This window comes from Paracoccus isoporae, assembly GCF_900101865.1.
Classification (GTDB): domain Bacteria; phylum Pseudomonadota; class Alphaproteobacteria; order Rhodobacterales; family Rhodobacteraceae; genus Paracoccus; species Paracoccus isoporae.
The window spans coordinates 18777-37858 of record NZ_FNAH01000015.1; the positions used below are offsets into that span (position 1 = coordinate 18777).

General features: G+C 62.8%; 18 protein-coding genes and 1 pseudogene. 9 read left to right on the forward strand and 10 right to left on the reverse strand.

The genetic code is table 11. The features are described from left to right. The first annotated feature begins 119 nt into the window (after positions 1-119). The 3 genes from BLT73_RS16085 to BLT73_RS16095 are packed head-to-tail and all read left to right on the forward strand — an operon-like array spanning position 120 to position 2498. Positions 120-1076: an ABC transporter substrate-binding protein gene (locus BLT73_RS16085; protein ID WP_090525517.1), complete on the forward strand. Its 957-nt coding sequence runs from the start codon at positions 120-122 to the stop codon at positions 1074-1076. Beyond that, complete coding sequence (locus BLT73_RS16090; protein WP_176805180.1) at positions 1060-1878, forward strand: ABC transporter permease; 819 nt, start codon at positions 1060-1062, stop codon at positions 1876-1878. The genes BLT73_RS16085 and BLT73_RS16090 overlap by 17 nt, the downstream gene beginning before the upstream one ends. Then, positions 1875-2498, forward strand: a complete 624-nt coding sequence (locus BLT73_RS16095) for an ABC transporter ATP-binding protein (protein ID WP_090525555.1) — start codon at positions 1875-1877, stop codon at positions 2496-2498. Before BLT73_RS16090 ends, BLT73_RS16095 begins: the two co-directional genes overlap by 4 nt. Here the strand turns inward: BLT73_RS16095 and BLT73_RS16100 are convergent. From BLT73_RS16100 to BLT73_RS16120, 5 genes are read right to left on the reverse strand one after another with little or no spacing between them, the layout of a single operon-like run. Then, entirely contained in the window at positions 2495-3283 is a 789-nt protein-coding gene (locus tag BLT73_RS16100) for an ABC transporter permease (protein ID WP_090525522.1), read from the reverse strand. The genes BLT73_RS16095 and BLT73_RS16100 overlap by 4 nt on opposite strands. Then, positions 3280-3999, reverse strand: coding sequence for an ABC transporter ATP-binding protein (locus tag BLT73_RS16105; protein WP_090525524.1), 720 nt, complete (start codon positions 3997-3999; stop codon positions 3280-3282). The genes BLT73_RS16100 and BLT73_RS16105 overlap by 4 nt, the downstream gene beginning before the upstream one ends. 3 nt (positions 4000-4002) lie before the next feature. Next, on the reverse strand, positions 4003-4443 hold the full coding sequence (locus BLT73_RS16110) for a hypothetical protein (protein WP_090525526.1): 441 nt from the start codon (positions 4441-4443) through the stop codon (positions 4003-4005). Positions 4444-4455: 12 nt separating this feature from the next. Beyond that, complete coding sequence (locus tag BLT73_RS16115) at positions 4456-5424, reverse strand: YVTN family beta-propeller repeat protein (RefSeq protein ID WP_090525528.1); 969 nt, start codon at positions 5422-5424, stop codon at positions 4456-4458. A 2-nt stretch (positions 5425-5426) separates the two neighbouring features. Next, a complete protein-coding gene (locus BLT73_RS16120; RefSeq protein ID WP_090525530.1) occupies positions 5427-6572 on the reverse strand; it encodes an ABC transporter substrate-binding protein in 1146 nt (381 codons plus the stop codon). Between the two features lie 206 nt (positions 6573-6778). Between BLT73_RS16120 and pedF the strand changes: the two genes are divergently transcribed. Together pedF and BLT73_RS16130 are read left to right on the forward strand one after the other, a co-directional pair. After that, a complete protein-coding gene (pedF, locus tag BLT73_RS16125) occupies positions 6779-7504 on the forward strand; it encodes a cytochrome c-550 PedF (RefSeq protein WP_090525532.1) in 726 nt (241 codons plus the stop codon). Next, positions 7501-8418, forward strand: coding sequence for a substrate-binding periplasmic protein (locus BLT73_RS16130; RefSeq protein ID WP_245727381.1), 918 nt, complete (start codon positions 7501-7503; stop codon positions 8416-8418). Before pedF ends, BLT73_RS16130 begins: the two co-directional genes overlap by 4 nt. Here the strand turns inward: BLT73_RS16130 and BLT73_RS16135 are convergent, their stop codons facing one another. From BLT73_RS16135 to adh, 4 genes are all read right to left on the reverse strand, one after another. Next, on the reverse strand, positions 8419-9330 hold the full coding sequence (locus BLT73_RS16135) for an FAD:protein FMN transferase (RefSeq protein ID WP_090525534.1): 912 nt from the start codon (positions 9328-9330) through the stop codon (positions 8419-8421). Then, entirely contained in the window at positions 9327-11321 is a 1995-nt protein-coding gene (locus BLT73_RS16140; RefSeq protein WP_245727382.1) for a 4Fe-4S binding protein, read from the reverse strand. The genes BLT73_RS16135 and BLT73_RS16140 overlap by 4 nt, the downstream gene beginning before the upstream one ends. 52 nt (positions 11322-11373) lie before the next feature. Beyond that, entirely contained in the window at positions 11374-11727 is a 354-nt protein-coding gene (locus BLT73_RS16145; protein WP_218132563.1) for a DUF779 domain-containing protein, read from the reverse strand. 79 nt (positions 11728-11806) lie between these two features. After that, positions 11807-13351 carry an aldehyde dehydrogenase gene (gene adh / locus BLT73_RS16150; RefSeq protein ID WP_090525538.1) on the reverse strand — a complete coding sequence of 515 codons (1545 nt, stop codon included), beginning with the start codon at positions 13349-13351 and terminating at the stop codon, positions 11807-11809. A gap of 190 nt (positions 13352-13541) precedes the next feature. On the opposite strand from adh, the gene BLT73_RS16155 reads away from it, so the two are divergent. From BLT73_RS16155 to BLT73_RS17135, 4 genes and pseudogenes are all read left to right on the forward strand, one after another. After that, on the forward strand, positions 13542-14246 hold the full coding sequence (locus tag BLT73_RS16155; protein WP_090525540.1) for a LuxR C-terminal-related transcriptional regulator: 705 nt from the start codon (positions 13542-13544) through the stop codon (positions 14244-14246). 77 nt (positions 14247-14323) lie between these two features. Beyond that, the gene (locus BLT73_RS16160) at positions 14324-15469 is read left to right on the forward strand and encodes an FIST N-terminal domain-containing protein (RefSeq protein WP_176805182.1); all 1146 of its coding nucleotides are present in this window, start codon (positions 14324-14326) and stop codon (positions 15467-15469) included. Beyond that, positions 15462-17678 carry a hybrid sensor histidine kinase/response regulator gene (locus BLT73_RS16165; protein WP_176805184.1) on the forward strand — a complete coding sequence of 739 codons (2217 nt, stop codon included), beginning with the start codon at positions 15462-15464 and terminating at the stop codon, positions 17676-17678. Before BLT73_RS16160 ends, BLT73_RS16165 begins: the two co-directional genes overlap by 8 nt. A 169-nt stretch (positions 17679-17847) precedes the next feature. Further along, positions 17848-17952, forward strand: a pseudogene (locus BLT73_RS17135) (IS5/IS1182 family transposase); the annotation flags it as partial. A 262-nt stretch (positions 17953-18214) separates the two neighbouring features. On the opposite strand, the gene BLT73_RS16175 reads toward BLT73_RS17135, so the two are convergent. Further along, positions 18215-19082 (reverse strand): IS5 family transposase (locus BLT73_RS16175; protein WP_143025711.1); only part of this gene is annotated, 868 nt, incomplete at its 5' end.

Sequence of the window (19082 nt, forward strand, 5' to 3'; positions counted from 1 at the left end):
TTCGCCCTCGCCCCACCGGCGCATATGCGACCTTGGTCGCTACGACTTTGGTCGCGTGGCGCGATGCCGGGCGATGCCGGATCATCCCAAAGCGGAGATGCAGAATCGGAAGGAATGCGATGCGCGATTTCAGGAAACTAGCGCTTGGGGCGATCACTGGATGGCTGTCGATGCTGGCCCTTGGCGCCGCACATTCTGCCGAGTTGAAAATCGCCACGCTGGAGTCCGGGACCGTCAATTGGGAGCTGGACACGATTCGCGCCAACGGCTTGGACGAAAAGAACGGCTTCACGATGTCGGTCATGGGCGTGGCCGCCAATGACGCCGCCCGCATCGCCCTTCAGGGCGGCGAAGCGGATGCCATCGTGTCGGACTGGATCTGGGCCGCAAAAATGCGCGCAAGCGGCCAGGATTTCGTCTTCATCCCCTATTCGACAGCCGTGGGCGGGGTCATGGTCGCGGGCGACAGCGACATGGACAGCCTTGACGATCTGTTCGACCAGAAAATCGGCATTGCCGGCGGTCCGCTGGACAAATCCTGGATCATCCTGCGCGCCTATGCGCTGCAGGAATACGGGGTCGATCTGGCTGCAAGGACCGAACCGGTCTTCGGCGCGCCGCCCCTTATCATGGCCTCGGCGATTGATGGCGATGTCGCGGGGGCGATCAACTTCTGGCATTTCAACGCCAAACAAGAGGCCGCCGGAATGCGGGTGCTGCTGTCGGTCGTGGATGCGGCGGCGGCACTTGGGCTTGACCCTGAGATCCCGCTTCTGGGCTATGTCGTGCGCGGCGATGTTGCGCCCGAGCTTATCAAGGGTCTTGCCGATGCCTCGAATGAGGCGAAGCAGATCCTTGCAAGTGACGATACCGCCTGGGACGCCATGCGGCCCGGCATGAACGCCAAGGACGACGCCGAGTTCGCGGCGCTCAAGGCGGGCTATCGTGCCGGCATCCCATCGGTTGCAGAGGTCGACGTGCAGCAGGTCGCCAAGACCTTCGATCTGATGGCGCGTCTTGGGGGGCCGGATCTTGTGGGCGACATGACCGAGCTGCCCGATGGCCTTTTTAACTAGCGTCACCGGAAAAGCGCGGCCGGCCCCCGGTCGTGCCACGCAGTCACCACCCGCCACCCGGCGCGGCCTTACGGCGCTTGTTTCGATCCTGATGCTTCTGGGCAGTTGGGCCGTGCTGGCCTATCTGCTGAATGACCCCACACGCGCGCCATCACCGTTCCAGATCCTGCCGATCCTCGTCTCCGAGACCTTGTCGGGCGCGCTGCCCCATCAACTGGGCATCACACTTGGCCGGGTTGCGATCTCCTTCGCGCTGGCAATGCTGATTGGCGCAGCGCTCGGGCTGGCCATGGGGACGCATGACCGGCTGAATGCCTGGGCCGATCCGTGGCTGGTGGTGGCGCTGAACATCCCCGCGCTTGTCACCATCGTGCTGTCCTATCTGTGGCTGGGCCTGGGCGAAACCGCCGCCATCGTCGCAGTGGTCGCGAACAAGGTTCCACTGGTCACCGTGCTGGTGCGCGAGGGCGCGAAGGTGATCGACCCTGACCTTGACGAAATGGCCGCCGCTTACCGCATGTCCCGCAGCGACCGGCTGCGCCACCTGATCCTGCCGCAACTTGCCCCGTCGCTGGCAGGGGCGGCAAGATCAGGACTGGCGCTGATCTGGAAGATCGTTCTGGTGGTCGAGTTTCTGGGCCGTAGTTCCGGCATGGGCTTCAAGATCCATCTCTATTTCCAGATGTTCGATATCCCCCGCGTCATCGCCTATGCGCTTGCCTTCATCATCGTGATGCTGGCCATCGAATGGCTGGTCATGCAGCCGCTGGAACGCGCGGCCAGTCGCTGGCGCGCGCCATGATCCGGGCCGAGATCCAGTCAAAGTGCTTCGGCGCCAAGCAGGTGCTCGATCCCATTACGCTGGAGGTCGCACGGGGCGAGGTGCTGGCGATCGAGGGCTCCTCGGGCGTCGGCAAATCGACGCTTCTGCGCATCCTCGCCAGTCTGGACGATGATTTTGATGGCCGTGTCGAAGCCACTGGCCGGATGAGCATGGTCTTTCAGGAACCGCGCCTGATGCCCTGGCGCAACGTCGGCGACAATATTCGCCTGACCACGCGGGCAACCGCAGGTGCAATAGGTCAGATGCTGACCCGTGTCGGGCTGGCGGGTCACGAAAACACCTATCCGCGCGCCCTGTCGCTGGGACAGGCCCGGCGCGTGGCGCTGGCACGGGCCTTCGTCGTGCCGCCCAACATCCTGATCCTTGACGAGCCCTTCACCTCGCTGGACCCGGACCGCGTGGCCGACCTGCTGGTGCTGACGCGCGAGTTAATCGACAGCCATCGTCCGGCGACGATCTTCGTGACCCATAGCAGGCACGAGGCGCGCCAGCTTGCCGATCGGCGCGCGGAGCTTACGGGCCAGCCGGCCAGATTGGTCAGCAAGACAGGGGATATGCCACAGATGCAGACCGCCTAGGCCTTGCTGCGCTGCAACCCGCGCCGGGGATCATAGAAGAAAACGGCAAGCGCAAAGAAGACGGCGCCACAACCCAGCACCACCAGCAAAGGAACCGGGGCGATCTGGCCGTAGAGGGCAAAGCGGATCAGCTCGACCGCATGAGAAAACGGGTTCATCGCGCAGATATCGCGCAGGAGTGGCGAGCTTTCGGCCATTTTCCACAACGGATAAAGCGCCGTCGACAGGAAGAACATCGGGAAGATCACGAAGTTCATCACTCCGGCAAAGTTTTCCAGCCGCGAGATTGTCGCCGACAGCAACAGCCCCAGCGAACCCAGCATCATCCCCGACAGGATCAGCGCTGGAAGGATGAACGCCAGCCCGGAAAGCGGGATATCCACCCCGATCAGCAGGGCGACGACCAGAAACGCATAGACCTGCGCGACCGCGACCACGGTGCCCGCGAACAGCTTTGCGAACAGGATGAACGGGCGCGGCAAGGGGCTGCTCAGCAGCAGCCGCATGGTCCCCATCTCGCGGTCATAGACCAGCGACAGCGCGTTCTGCATGCCAGCGAACAGCAGGATCATGCCGCAAAGCCCCGGCGTGATATAAACCTCATAGGTGATATAGGTCTGGTAGGGCGGAATGATCGACAGGCCAAGTGCCGCCCGGAATCCGGCGGCAAAGACCACCAGCCAGACCAGCGGCCGCACCAGCGCCGCGAAGAACCGGCCCCGCTGGGACAGAAACCGGCGAAGCTCGCGCAGGGTGATGGCGGTCAGCGCGATGCGGTAACTCATGCCGGCACCCGCGTCTGACCCAGAAACCAATCATTCAGCAGCACCTGCCCGCGCAAGGCGCCTGCCTGCCCCGCCGCCAGCACCCGGCCCTTGTGCAGCAACACGAGGTCATCGCCATCCGAGATTTCGTCGACCAGATGCGTGGCCCAGAAGACGGCAAGCCCTTCATCCGCCGCAAGATCATGGACATGCCGGGTGATCGCCATGCGCGACGCCACATCCAGCCCCACGGTCGGCTCGTCCAGCACCAGAACCGAGGGCCGGTGCAGCAGCGCGCGGGCGATCTCCATACGGCGGCGATGACCGCCGTTAAGTTCGGCCGCGCGCTCGCCCAGGCGGTCGCGCATGTCCAGCCGGTCCATCGCCGCGTCGATGCGCTGATCCAACTCCTTGCCGGACATGCCGTGCAGCGCCCCGAAATAGCGCAGGTTATGGCGCACGGTCAGATCCAGATCCAATGTCTGCGCCTGAAACACGATGCCCAGCCTGCTTAGCGCCGCGCGTGGGTTGGTGGCGATGTCAAAGCCCTCGATCAGCACCCTGCCCCGACGCGTTGCGATCAACCCGCTGATCAGCGCGAAAAGCGTCGATTTCCCGGCACCGTTCGGCCCTAGCAGCGCCGTGAACCGGCCAGGTCCAGCCGTAAGGCTGACCCCATCCAGCGCGCGCTTGGCGCCATAGTTAAAGCTGACATCGGCGATGTTCAGCCCTGACATTGCCTATTCGATCACGATCTGCAGCCGCTGCGTCTCGCCACCATTCGGCACAGCCAGTTCATAGCTGCCCGGCTTGATGGCGACAAAGCCGATCTCCATCGTTCCGGCCTCGTCAAATTCCAGACTGTCAAGGCCGAGCGGCCGGATCTCCAGCCCCTCGATGACGATCTCGTCGATCCAGATCGCACGCAGGAAGGCCGCCCCGGCAAGGGCAATCTCGCCCGATCCGTCCGAGGTGATCTCGACCTCGTAATAGCCGCCCGATTTCAGCACCCATGGCTCACCAAGCGGTTCGCCGACGGACAGGATGATCTCGGGCAGGTCCCGCTTGTTCGGGCCGGCCAGAAGGCCCGCCGGCAGATCGTCGTCATCATCGGCATCCTGCGCGGCAGCGGGCAAGGCCAGGCAAAGCGCCAGCCCCATGGCGATCATCGGTTTCAGCATGATTTTCCTCCGTCAGTTGCTGGTGGGACGCGCCGCGGCACCCCAGGGAAAGCGCCCGACCTTGATCGTCTTCAGCGCCTTTTCCGATGCCACGTCGATGACGGTGACATCGCCGGACACACCATTGGTGGTGAACAGCAGGCTGTCATCGGGCGAGAAATCCATGTGCCAGACGCGCCGCCCGACAAGGATGTAATCGCGCACCGCGTAGGTTTCGGCATCGACCACGGCGATGTGGTTGGCGGGGCCGAGTGCGATGAACATCGTCTTCTGGTCGGGCGTCATCCGCATGCCGACGGGCTGGACCTTGTCCGGATGAACGCCGGTGATCTCGAATGCGATCTTGGTAATCTCGGACTGGTCGGCGACATTGAAAACCGACACCGTGCCGCCGATTTCCGCCGAAACCCAAAGCTCTGTCCCGTCCTTGGCAAATTCGGCGTCGCGCGGGCGGGCGTCGACCAGCGTATTGGCGAAGATCCGGTTCGTTTCGGTGTCGATCCAATGCGCCATATTGGTCGTTTCCGAGGTGGTGATCTGGACTTTCCCATCGGGAGAGATTGCCATTCCCTCGGGCTCGATCCCCACGTCTATCTGGGCCACTACGCTGCGGGTTTCGGTATCGACAACGGTGGTGATCGCGTCGTCTTCATTGGCGATATACAGGTGGCGATTGTCGGGATGCAGCACGAACTGTTCGGGATCCTCGCCCGAGGGCAGCTCGTGCAGGATCTCGCCGGTATCGGGATTCATAACCTGCACCGTGTCGCTGTCGGATGCGCAGATATACAGAACGGAATGATCCTGCGCGAATGTCAGCCCGCGCGGACGCTCACCGGTCGGATAGGTATTTATGACCTCCTGCGTGGCGACGTCGATCACGCTGACGGTGTCGTCCTTTTCGTTGGTCACCCAGATTTCATCGGCCAATGCGGGCGTCAGGAAGGTGGTCAGCGTCAAGGCAGCAAGAATGAGGCGCATGGTCATCCTCCGTCAAAAGCCCGGCATTCGCTTTCGCGGCGGTCCACGCCAAGCGTATCCATTTCGTTTACCTCGTGCAGGAACCCTTCCAGCGGGGCCTGCGCGACAAGGGCCTCGGCCGTCACCAGCGGGACCGGCTGGCGAAGCTGCCCATCCCACCCGCGATAGCTGAGCGGACGGCCCAGAAAGGCGGCGAGTTCGAATTCATCCGACAGCACATGGTCGCGGATACTGGCGGCATCGGCCTTGCCCGTGCGCGTCACCGCCTCGCCAATGCTGCGCATCGCGACCCAGGCGCCGAAATCCTCGGGCGCCATGTCGCGACCCGCCAGTTCCACGAAACGGCTTTGCAACTGCGCCGCGCCCGCCTGTTCGACCACCGGCGCCCAGCCCTTCGCATGCAAGCCCGCACCGCCCGCGACCGGGCGCGGAAGCCAGGTGTTAAAGGGAACGTAGCGGGCGAAATCATCGGCGCTGTCAGCGATCAGCAGCAGGTCGTACTCCCCCAGTTCCTGCGTGAACAACGGCACCTCGGCACCGGCCGAACGGCGCAGGTCGGCGTCGAAGGGCCAGATCTTCTCGCTCTCGATTGCCGCACCGAATTTGGCCAGCGATTGCTGATAGGTCTCGGCAAGGGCCGCATCTTCGTCGCGTGGACCCACGATCATGGCGAGATCTTCCCAACGGCGACTGGCGACGAATTGGCCAAGCGCATCGGCCAGCATAGCGTCCGAGGGCGTTGAATGCAGCAGGTTCGTCCGGCAACCGCCCGCCCGAAGGCCATCGTCGGAACCGGTCGCATTGAAGATCAGCGCATCGGGCCTTGCATCGGCCAGCGCGTTCAGGTCGGCAGGCGGCGCATCGGCGATGATCAGGTCCGCATCACCCAGCAGCGCCGGATCAAATGCGTCCTCTGGCGCGACTTGCAGGACGTCCAGCCGATAGTCATGGCCAAGAAACTTTCCCGAACTGGCATTGTCCTCGACCGCAAGCCGCGCGCCAGCGATGCCCAGATCCTCGGGGCGTTCGTCCAGGTTAGACAGCACGGGCGGCCGCACCGTCTGGCGTTCCAGATAGACGACATTCACCTCTACCGCGGTGGCAGGCGCGGCGGCGGCTGCGAAAATGATGATCGGATACAGTCTCACGCCGGAACGTCCTTTCCCTCTTCTGTCAGCAGGTTAGCAAAGTGTCACCGCAGCCATATTCGACCAAGGTCGGATACCGAAAACGGCCGACCTGTCCGAAGGTCTTATTGCGAGTCGGGTGCCTCAGCCACGAAACTCTGACGCAGAAAGCCGCACCGGCAGCGCGCCGGCCGATGCAGACAGCAAGCTCAAGCAGGAGAGCCACCATGACCGGACTGCCCCAAAGCAAGCGACTTCTACCCGTCATCCTGATCGGCCTTGCCGGTGCCGCCTTCGCACATGGCGATGTCGCGCCGCAGCCGGTCAACACCGACGCGCTGCCCGATCTGGAAAGCGAAGGTGGGGAATGGCTGCTGGAGAACCCCTATCGCGAGGCCGAGGACGATGTGTGGCAGCAGGTCGTCGCGGTGGGCGAATCCGGCTATACCCAGAACTGCGCGCGCTGTCATGGGCTGGGGGCGGTGTCAGGCGGACTTGCCCCCGACCTGCGCTATCTTGAACCGAACGAATTCGGCGATGAATGGTATCTGGAACGCTTCATCAACGGCTATACGCAGGACGGCACGACCAAGATGCCCGGCTTTGGCGAGGTGCTGGACGAAAAGGCGGCATGGGCGATCAAGACCTATGTCGAAAGCCGGCCCGAGGATGGCGCCTATGACAGCCTGAATGCGCGCCTGACCGAGATCCGCGACCGGCTGGCCGAAATCGGAACCGAGGTGCAGGGCGGCGGGGATGCGGCACAATTCACCGACGAGACGGCGACGATCCGCGACGAGCTTTCGACCATGTCGGCCGAGATCCCGACAGCATACGGCGAAGGACGCACCGACAGCATCGCGCTGCGCGCGGCGAATGCGCTGACAGGCGACGCGCCCGCACATCGCTCGGCTGCCGAGACCCTGACCATCGGCTTGTCGGCGGCAAATTGATATCGGGCATCATCCGAGGAACAGTCATTGGTGCGGCGTCATGGCTTTGCCTTGCCGCCGCACCGGCACTGGCCAAATGCGAAAACATCCCCAGCGGTCTCGACGCACCGCCACCGCCGCAGAATACCGGCCGCGATATCGTCGGGCAGGAGCTCGATCAGATCTTCGATCAGGGCTATATGACCTTCGGCGTCTACGAGGATTTTCCGCCCTTCTCTTTCCTGAAAGATGGCGCGCCGGCTGGCATTGACGTGGATCTGGGCCAGATCATCGCCGCTGAGATGGGGCTGGAGGCGCGCTTCGAACTGGTTCAGGCAGGCGAGAATGTCGACAACGACATGCGCACCTATCTCTGGCAGCATTCAAAGCTTGGCGCGCCCATCGTCAACGTGCTGATGCACGTGCCCTATAATATCGACTTCGCCTGCCGGAATGAGATGGTCGTCATCACCGGCCAGTATTTCGAAGAACGCATCGCGATCGCCTATGATCCGGTGGTCTATCCTGACACGCCGCCGACCCCCGCCTATTTTCGCTTCGACAAGGTCGCGGTCGAAAATGACAGTATCAGCGATTTCTTCCTGTCAGGCGCATTTGGCGGGCAGATACGGCCGAAGATCGTCCGTGTCGGAAATCCGATCGCGGCGGTGAACGAGATCGGCCAGGACGGGGTTGCGGCCGCGATGGGGCCACGGGTGCAACTGGAATATGCCGCTGGGTCCGAATACCCGGTTTCGGCCGATCCCATCCCCAGCTTCAGCATGGGATCCTGGACCCTGGGCGTCGCCGTCCATCAGGCCTATCGCGATCTTGCATATAGCGTCGATGACGCCATCGGTGCGGCCATCGCAGACGGAAGGATGGCCAAGATCTTCGCCGCCTATGGCGCGACTTATACAGAGCCTGAGCGCTAGTCAGGCAGGCGTCGCGGCGTCCAGCCGCAGCCTCTCCCCCTCCGCCGAAACCAGCAGGACCTGCCGGCATGTCCCGACCATGGCCCGGCGGATTGCGTCCGCTTCCATCAGGGCAAAGCCTGTCGACAGCCCATCCGCCACGGCGGCACTGGCCGCGTGCACAGCCGCAAGGCTCCAGCGGGCCGGACGCGGGGCGGGCCCGGTCGCATCGAAGATATGTCCTGCGGCCCCGTCCGCGCCAAACCGCATCGCGCCGGGGGCGCTGATCGCAAGCGCGCTGTTGCGCAGTGAAATCCGGTCCGGCAGACCGTCGATCCCGACCCGCCACTGGCCTGCACGACCGGCCCGGAACTCGCCCAGATCAACCAGCACCTCGTCGAAGCCGGCAAGGTGCAGCCGCTCGGCGATCAGGTCGCTGGCAAAGCCTTGCGCAATGCCGTTCAACGTCAGCGCCTGCCCGCGATCCAGTTGCAGCCGCCCGCCGTCATGACGGACCCTGTTCCATCCCAGCAATGCTTTGGCCTCTCGCCATGCCGCCTGATCGGGCGTTCCCCCCGCCCGGGCAATGAGCCGCCAAAGCGGCTGCACCGTGGGATCGAAAATTCCGTCGGTGGCGCGATGCAGCATGTCCACATGCCGAACGATTCCGCGCCAATCGGCATCCATGGAAATCGCCCCGGTGCGGTTCAGACGGCTGATGTCACTGTCGGGATCGAACAGCGAAAACTTGCGTTCGATCCGCCGGATATCGCCCACGACAGCGCGCAATGCCGCATCCGCCGCGCGTCCGCCCCGGATCGTGACCGAAACATCACTGCCAAAGGCCAGCCCGTCCCACCGGACCGGCGCAGCGGCGGCAGGGCGCGCCAATGACGCTGCCGCCGCGATGGCCAGAAAGCGCCGCCGTTTCATGCCGCCACCTTGCGCGCGCCCTTCCGCGCCGCCAGCACAAGCGGCACGCAGGTCGTCGCATCGTCATGGATCTGTACGCATTCGAGGCATTGGAAGCACTCTTCATAGCTGATTTCACCGCTCTTGCGGATGGCACCATATTTGCAGCGCACACGGCAAAGCTGGCACGGGCTGCCGCATTCGGCGCGCCGCGGAATATTGTCCGCGAACCGCAGCCCATCCGTCAGCGCGAAAAAGGCACCCAGCGGGCACACATAGCGGCAGAAGCTTTTAAACACGAACAGGCCCGCGACGATCCAGAACAGCGCATAGGCGACATAGAACCAGTCGCGCAGGAAATAGGTGGTCATGGCGGTCTTGAACGGCTCGACCTCGTTCAGGCTGTCGGACAGGCCGGGGGCGGCAAAGGCGGATACGACCAATACGGCAAGCACCAGATACTTGACCCGGCGCAGCTGCCGATCAAGACGATCCGGCACCACCAGCGGACGCAGGCCCAGCCGCCGCCCCGCCGCATGTGTCAGTTCCTGCAGGGCGCCAAACGGACACATCCAGCCGCAGAACCACCCCCTTCCCCACACCAGGACCGAGGCGAGCGCCACGCCCCAGAGCATCAGCGAGAACGGATCATACAGCAGGAATCCCAGCGATTGCCCTTGCAAGCCCGCGCGCAGCGTCCCGGTGACGGTGACAACCGAAAGCTGCCCCTGCCCCCACCAGCCGACGAAAACCAGGGTCACGGCAAGAACTGCGAGCCGTAACGCCCCGAAATGCCGGCTGGCCGCTGTGGCTGATTGGCGCAGCAAAAAGGTCAGCGTCAGCCCACAGAACGCAGCCAGTGCAACAAGATCCGGCCAGCGGGCTAGCAGGGTGGCCTGAAACGGCGACATCTCGACCGCCTCCACAGGGCGCAGGAAAAAACGCGCATCCGTTGCGTGGGCAAGGCGCAGCTCCTGGGTGCCGGTCTCTGGCTGGAATACGCCATGTTCGCGTTCGGCCAGCACGGTCAGTTGATATTCGCGCGCCGGGTCAAAGCCCAGCCGGCGGTCGGTTCGCAGGATCATCGCCGTGCCTTGCGGAAGGTCCGGTTTCAGCGTGAACAGAAGGTCGCTGTCGCGCAGCTCCAACGGAAAGCCGTCCTGCATCAGCCCGATCAGGGCCGGTGCGGTGTTGCGCACGAAATCCTCATCCACCAATCCGTGCCGCCCGGCATCGATCAGCAGCAATGGCTCTGCATCCGGGGAGATCTCGCGGAAGGCATCAAGACGGGCCTGCCCCTCATCGCTCACCACTGCCGCGGCAATGCTGGGTGGGCCGAGATCGACAAGGTAGAGATCCAGATAGATGCCTTCGGGATCGGCGGACGCTTCGGGGTCGTCATTGGCCCAGACGGTGCCCGCGAAAGCCGTGTCGATTTCCGCATTTGTCACGCGAAGCCTGCCGACCAGCCCCTGATCCAGAAGCTCCTGCCAGCTCAGCTGTTCGCGATAATCAGGGTCGGGGCTTGCGGCGGGTGGCCTGTCCAGCCCCGAAATCGAATCCCTGGCCATCTCCAGCGCGGCGGCAAGGATGCTTTCATGGGCAATCCTGACCGAGGCCGTGGCCTTGGCCACACCGTCCAGTTCCTGCACGCCGGGGGCCGGGGTGCCGATGCTGAAACGATCCGTGACCGAGCGCCCGACATATTGCGCGATGAAGTCATCAAATAGCGCCTGACCCAGGCCCGAGACAAAGATCGGCTCGTTATGGTCAAGCAGTTCGACCTGAAGGAAAGTGCCATCATTCCCCATCACGATCAGGGTGTTTATCGCCGCACCCGAAAAGCCCGGCAAAGGGGCCAATGCTTCGGACTGGATGACGGTGCCGGCGCGCACCTTGTCCAGCCCGGTCAATTGCCAGATGCCGGGGGCGATCTCGTCACCCATAAAATAGGGCGGGTCGATGCGCGCGGCGATATCTTCGGCGGGCAGAATCTCTGCCTGCGCCGACATTCCGGTCAGCAGATACAAAGCGAGTGCAAATGCTGCGACCAGGCACCGCATTTCATCGGATACAAACGTCTGAACGTGTCAGAAACCGCCGCCCGGTCCCGTTATCCAGCGAGAACGTCCCGCCGCGACCTGCACCTGCGTCGATAAGAAGATCGGTGTGCTTCCAACGCTCATACTGGTCGGCGTTCATGTAGAAGGGAACGCCACCGATCTCGCCGATCTTCACATCGCTGTCGCCGATACGGTAATCTCCTTCGGCGAACAGCATCGGGGCAGAGCCGTCACAGCAGCCGCCGGACTGGTGGAACAGCAAACGCGGCCCGTGGTGGACCGACTGGATGTCACGCAGCAAATCCAGCGCGGCTTCGGTGGCATCAAGCTTCATTTCGTCCTGCTCGCGCGCCATCGGACCTCCTCCTCATTGAATTTCGCCGCCCGAGGCAGGGAGACCCCTCGGGCGGCTGGCCGCTTGCGGCCGGTTGCGATCAGAAGAAGCCCAGCTTGTTGGGATCGTAGCTGACCAGCTGGTTCTTGGTCTGGCGGTAATGCGACAGCATCATCTTGTGGTTTTCACGCCCGATGCCCGACTGCTTGTAGCCGCCAAAGGCCGCATGGGCCGGATAGGCATGGTAGCAGTTGGTCCAGACGCGACCCGCCTGAATGGCGCGGCCGGTGCGGAATGCGCGGTTGCCGTCGCGGGTCCAAACCCCGGCGCCCAGACCGTAAAGCGTGTCATTGGCGATCTGCAGCGCCTCTTCTTCATCCTTGAAGGTCGTTACCGACAGGACCGGGCCGAATATCTCCTCTTGGAAGATGCGCATCTTGTTGTTGCCCCGGAAGACCGTCGGCTGGATGTAGTTGCCATTGTCGATCCCTTCCACCTTGCCCAGGCTTCCGCCGGCCAGAACTTGCGCACCTTCGTCACGGCCAAGCTTCAGGTAAGAGCCGATCTTCTCCATCTGCTCGGTCGAGGCCTGCGCGCCGATCATCGTGGCCGGATCCAGCGGATTGCCCTGCACGATCGCGTTCACGCGCTCGATCGCGCGTTCCAGGAACTGATCGGCGATGCTTTCCTGCACCAGCGCCCGCGACGGACATGTGCAGACCTCGCCCTGGTTCAGCGCGAACATGGTGAAGCCTTCCAGCGCCTTGTCGAAGAAGGCGTCATCGGCAGACATCACATCCTCGAAGAAGATGTTCGGGGATTTGCCGCCCAGTTCCAGCGTCACCGGGATGAGGTTTTCGGCGGCATATTGCATGATCAGCCGGCCGGTCGTGGTCTCGCCGGTAAACGCGATCTTGGCGATACGCGGGGATGATGCCAGCGGCTTGCCCGCTTCCAGCCCGAAGCCGTTCACGACATTCAGCACGCCCGGCGGCAGCAGGTGGCCGATCAGCTCCATCAGCACCAGAATGCTGGCCGGGGTCTGCTCGGCAGGTTTCAGCACCACGCAGTTCCCTGCTGCCAGCGCAGGCGCCAGTTTCCACGTCGCCATCAGCAGCGGAAAGTTCCACGGAATGATCTGGCCGACGACGCCCAGCGGTTCGTGGAAATGATAGGCATAGGTGTTGGCATCGATTTCCGAGATACCGCCCTCTTCGGCGCGGATCACGCCGCCGAAATAGCGGAAGTGGTCAATCGCCAGCGCGATGTCGGCATTGATCGATTCGCGGATCGGCTTGCCGTTGTCCAGCGTCTCGGCCGCGGCCAGCAGGTTGACATTGGCGGCCATCACATCGGCGATCTGGTTCAGGATCACGCCGCGCTCGGCCGGCGAGGTACGACCCCACGCGGCCTTGGCGGCATGGGCGGCATCCAGCGCCGCTTCGATGTCATCGGCGTTGGAACGGGCGACCTCGCAGATCACCTCGTTGTTGATCGGGGTCGTATTTTCGAAATACTGACCGGATTTCGGCTCGACGAATTCGCCGTTGATATAGTTGCCATAGCGGGCCTTGAACGGGAATTCGATGCCAAGATGGCTGACGCTCAACGCGTCGCTCAGATTGTTCCGTGGCTGAACATTCATGCTGGTTTCCTCCCTTTATCGCAGGCTGCGGCTTGCTTGCCGCCCTGTCGCAATCTCCAGGGAAAGGTTGGCGCAAAATCGTGGCCGGGCATATGCGACCTTGGTCGAGTGTCGGTGACCTGAAAACTGATCCACAAATAACTGGGGGGAATTGCGGGCTATCGGTTAAGGTTGTCGAAAAAGAGGGCTCATGTCTCAGCGTTCTGGTCAAATACTCGAATCCAACGGCGAGGATTGCGCGGCCAATAACGGCCCTCTGATTCTGCTTGTAGACGATCACCCGCTGTTTCTCGATGCCATGCAGATGACAATCGCGGATGCCTTCCCGGACCATTCGATCAGCGTTGCCCACCGCCTGTCTGCCGCGCTTGACCTGATCGCGAAAGGCGCGCGGTTTGATCTTCTGGTGCTCGATCTGAACCTGCCCGACGTGAAGGGTGTCGACGGGCTGATCCGCGTCAAGTCCATGGTCGGAGAGACGCCTGTAATCGTCGTTTCCTCCCTGTCAGATCAACCGGTGGTCGATGCGGTCAAGGCCGCCGGCGCAATCGGCTTTGTCCCCAAGCACAGCTCACGGGAACAGATCGTTGCCGCCATCGGCACAGTCCTTTCGAAGGGTGTTCTGGAAGCAGAAGCCCATCGTCCGACCGCTGACGCAAGCGACGCTGACAGCGTCATCGAGCGGATGAAGACGCTGACCCCGCAGCAAGGGACGATTCTTCACATGATCTGCACGGGCAAGATGAACAAGCAGATCGCCTTCGAGCTGGAGATTGCCGAAACCACGGTAAAGGCGCATGTGACCGCGATCCTGCGAAAGATGCATGCCCATTCACGTACCCATGCGGTTTCGCTGGCCCAAAGCGTCAGGTTCGACTCGATCCTGCCCGAATAAGCCCGGCTTGCCATCAGCGCATCACCGGGCCTAACATCGCGAAAATGCTGCGATCAGTGGAGGGGTCAGGGCATCGCATGAGCGGTCATACCGGCCAGATCATCCTGCGCAGCTGGTCCGACGCGCCGGACCCCACGCAGGCAATAAGCGAGATCGCCGATGGCATAGGGGCGCGCAAGCTTGCACTGCTTTGCCTGTTCCTGTCACCGGAATATGCCCGCCCCGAATTCGCCGCCGCCGCCACGCGAGCCTTCCCTGACACGCTGATTATCGGCTGCACCACCGCGGGCGAGATCACACCCGCAGGCATGCGCGACAATTCGGTGGTCGCCATCGCGTTTACTGCCGAGAATTTCTCGGTCAGCGCAACCTGCATCGACCCGGAGGACGCGCCCGACCAGCTGGCTGGCAAGGTGCTGGACCTGATCGCGGCTGAACAGGGCAACCCCGCCACCCTGCCCCATCGTTTCGCCTTCCTGCTGAATGACGGGCTGGCGCGACACGAGGACCGCGTCATCAGCGCCGTCAGCCCCAGCCTTGGCGATATCGCCCATTTCGGCGGCTCGGCCGGCGACGGGCTGGAATTTTCGGAAACCCGGCTGCTCTGGGACGGCGCATTCCACAAGAATATCTCGATCCTCACGCTCGTCCGCTCTCGCCTGCCGATCCAGGTGTTCCGCATCGAGAATTTTTCGCCGGGGCCGACCCGGATGGTGGTGACCGAGGCAGATCCCGCGGAACGGCTGGTGTCGCGCATCAACGACGAACCCGCCGCCGAGGAATATGCGCGCCTGATCGGAAACTCGACCAGCCAGCTTTCGCCGTTCCACTTCGCATCCCACCCGGTTCTGGTTCAGGCGGGCGGCGACTATCACGTCAGGGCAATCCAGAAGGTCGAGGAGAACGGCGAGATCCGATTTTTCTCGGCCGTGGATCAGGGGCTGGTGCTGACCATGGCCGAACGCCATGACCTGCTGCACCATCTGGAAGAATCGCTGGCGCGTATTGTCGGTGGCCGCAGGCCCGAAGCGATGATCGGTTTCGATTGCGTGCTGCGCAAGATCGAGATCACCTCGTCCCAGCGGGTCGCGGAAATGTCGGACCTGATGCGGCGCTATCGTGTTCTCGGCTTCAATACTTACGGCGAACAGCACGGCGCCATGCATGTGAACCAGACCTTCACCGGCGTCGCGATCTTCGCGGATGAGGACGGCGATGCATAGAAAGCTGCTGCGCCCCGACGACAGCCCGGAACGCAAGCTGGAAAAGCTCAGCCAGATCGTCACCGCACTGATGAAACGGGTTGAGGCCGCCAGCGCCGACACCGCCTATAACTACTTCCATACGGCCGCCGCACTGGAAGCCAAGGTCCGCGCCCGCACGCATGACCTTGAACAGGCGATGGACCAGTTGAACCAGTCGCGTTCGCGCCTGGACCGCGCGCGGCACGAGGCCGAAAGCGCCCGCGCCGACCTGGCCGACGCGCTGGAGGCCGTGCGCGAAGGCTTTGCGCTGTTCGGCCATGACAACCGCCTGATCATGTCGAACAGCCGTTTCGCCCGGCTGTTCCCGGACATTCGACAGAGGGTCACCCCCGGCCTGCTTCTGGACGACTATTTCAATATGGTCTCGCAATCGTCAGCACTTCTTCCCAGCGAGGGCAAGTCGCGCGGCGAATGGCTGTCCGAACGCCGCGCGCGTCATCTGGAACTGCAGGTGGGATTCATTCTGGAACTGACCGGCGACCGCTGGATTCAGGTCTCGGAACGGCCGACATCGAACGGGGGCACGGCAATCCTTCAGACAGAGGTCACCGTCACCGTCCGTCGCGAAAGGCTGGAACGCGACAAGCTGCTGGATGCGCAAAGCCAGCTTGTCCGCGCCACACTGGATCACCTCGACCAAGGCGTCGCCACCTTCGACGCGAACCGGCTGCTTCTTGCGTGGAACATCCGCCTGCTGGATCTGCTGCCGCTGCCCGCCGAGATCATGCAGGTCGGCGCGGATTTTCATCAACTGGTCGAAGTTCTTCGCAAGCATGGCGTGTTTCAGCGTGTCGAGAAGATCGACCGGATCATGCAATGGGTGAACAATCAGGAATCTCAACGCCCGCTGCGGGACGAACTTTTGACCCGTGGCGGTCATCATCTGACCCTGGCGATGCGGGCCATGCCAAACGGCGGCTTCGTGGTCAGCTTTTCCGACGTGACAGGCGAACGCCGGGCGCAGACGGCCCTTGCCAAGACGAACGAAACGCTGGAGGCGCGCGTCCGCCGACGCACGCTGGAAATGGAATCGGCTCGTGATGAGGCGCTGCGGGCCAATCAGGCCAAGAGCCGCTTCCTTGCCGCCGCCAGCCATGACCTGCTGCAACCGCTGAATGCGGCCAAGCTGTTCATGGCCTCGGTCCAGCCCGACGCATTGCCGGCACGCGAAGCGATGCTGATGCAGCGGATCGAAAGCGCTTTTTCCTCGGTCGAGGCGATCCTGCACGCGCTGCTGGATATCTCACGGCTGGACGGTGCGACGAACGTTCAGCCTAGCCGGATCGACCTCGGCGCGCTTTTTGCCAGCATCGCCGCCGATTATCGTGAAACCGCGGCGTGCAAGGGGATATCACTGCACTTCGTGCCGACCCGCGCCATCGTCCTCAGCGATCCCGGCTATCTTCAGCGGGTCATCCAGAATCTGGTGGTCAACGCCATTACCTATACAGCACGCGGCAAGGTGCTGTTTGGCGCGCGCCATCTGCCCGGCGGTCAGATGCGGATCGAGGTCTGGGACACTGGACCCGGCATCCCACTTTCCGAGCGCGAAGCGATTTTCGAGGAATTTCACCGCCTCGACACCGGCATGGCGCAGGCCGCCGGAATGGGTCTGGGTCTGTCGATCGTCAAACGCGCCGCGATCCTGCTGGATCATCAGCTATCGCTGGACAGTTGGGAAGGGCGCGGAACCGTCTTCCGCCTGACCCTAGACAGGGCGCAGCCTCCCCGGACCGGCAAGCATGAACACGCACCTGCAGAACCGGCTGCCCAGCCTTTCTCGGACATGATCGTCCTTGTTGTTGAGAACGAGCCAGCCGTGCTGGATGCCATGGTCCTGTTGCTCGACCAGTGGGGCATAAGCCCCCTGCCCGCCACCGATTTCGATGTCGCCGTCAGCCTAATCGAGGAAATCGGCGAAACCCCGGACGCCATTATCGCGGACTATCAGCTGGACCACGGCAAGACCGGCATCGAAACCATCGCCAAGCTGCGGGCACGATACGGCGACATCCGCGCTTTACTCGTCACCGCAAACCGCAGCAACGAGGTCGCCGATCTCGCCCAGACGCAAGACATATTCCTGCTGCGAAAGCCCGTGCAGCCTGCGGCGGTGCGTGAATGGCTATCGCATGTCCGGCCTCTTCGGACGCGTTCAGAGATTTGATCAATGACGATGAAGTCGCAGGCCGGGTCGGCACCTTATTGTTGCTGCATGATTGTTGCTGCATGGCCGCTCATTCCGAAGACGACAGCACGTGGTCTGCAGCTAAGGGTGCAGACCCATTGATTTCAGTTATTTGACGTGATTCAAGCTCCGCAAGGAGATCTGATCAATGAGCCATCTTTACTGGCTAACCGCCGCCCAGATGCAGCGCCTGAAGCCGTTCTTTCCCAAGAGCTACGGCAAGACCCGCGTCGATGACCGGCGAGTTTTGAGCATCATAGGCCAGCACGGCTCCGGTCCGGGAAACCAGTCTTTCGCAACCGCGCCGGTGGCGCCGAGGATCAGAATATTCATGATGATGCTCCTTCAAACTATTGGGCATTTCGATTTTTTCCGTTTCCGGCTTCTCAATGCCTGTCTAACCGTCTGAAGCTTGCCGGCAACTGCTCGCTGGGATGTTCGGGGGCGTGACCAGCGACCGCTCCGCCCGATCCCGGCGCGCTTTGGCCCCGTCTGCCTGACGCCCACGCGCCGGATCACGCCGGATTTGGGTTCAGGCGACGCAGCTGCGCCAGCCGTCGCATGTTGTAGGCGAGGTTTTTCATCCCGATCGTTGCCTTCGCGCGGATCAAGCCGATGGTGCGCACCAAGGCGCCCCCCATGTCGTTGGTCTGGGCCCCGAAGACATGCTCGACCCGAGCGCGCACGGCGGACTTGGTCCGATTACTTGCCTTGCCCTGTTCCGTCAGCGGCTTGCCCCGCTTGCCCTTGCGGTGGATGTGGCTCTTCAGGCCACGGGCGCGCAGCTTCGCCTCCATCTCCGCGGAGCGATAGGCCGGATCGGCCCAGACGCCAGCACCGGTATTGCCCCGCATCAGCAGGTGATCCACCGCCTGGCTGTCGTGCAGGGCCGCGTCGCTGACGTGGTAACGGCGGACCAGCTTGTGCTGGCGATCCAGGTTCACGTGGTTCTTGTAGCCATAGTGGGATTTTCCGTGCTTTTGGGTCCAGCGAGCATCCGTGTCCTTCTGTGATCGCTTGGCTCCTTCCCGACCGACGAGGCCGCGACAGGCGTCCGAGACGATCAACCGCACACCCGACAACCCGCAATCTAACAGGTGCCGCAGGAAAGCCGACCAGCCGGATTTATCCTCCTTGGGACCCTCGACGATGCCGAGGATCTCGCGATAGCCCTCACGGGTCACACCGATGGCCACCAGCAGCGACACGTTGCGCACCTCGTCCGCCCAGGACCGCTTCATCACGATCCCGTCGAGGAAGACGTAAGGGTGATCCCCCTCGATCCTGCTGATCCTCCCCCACTGAAGTGGTCCGCCGTTATGATTAGGAAACGGAGGATCAGAGATGGCAAACAAGCGACCGAAGCCGGAAGAGATTGTGTCG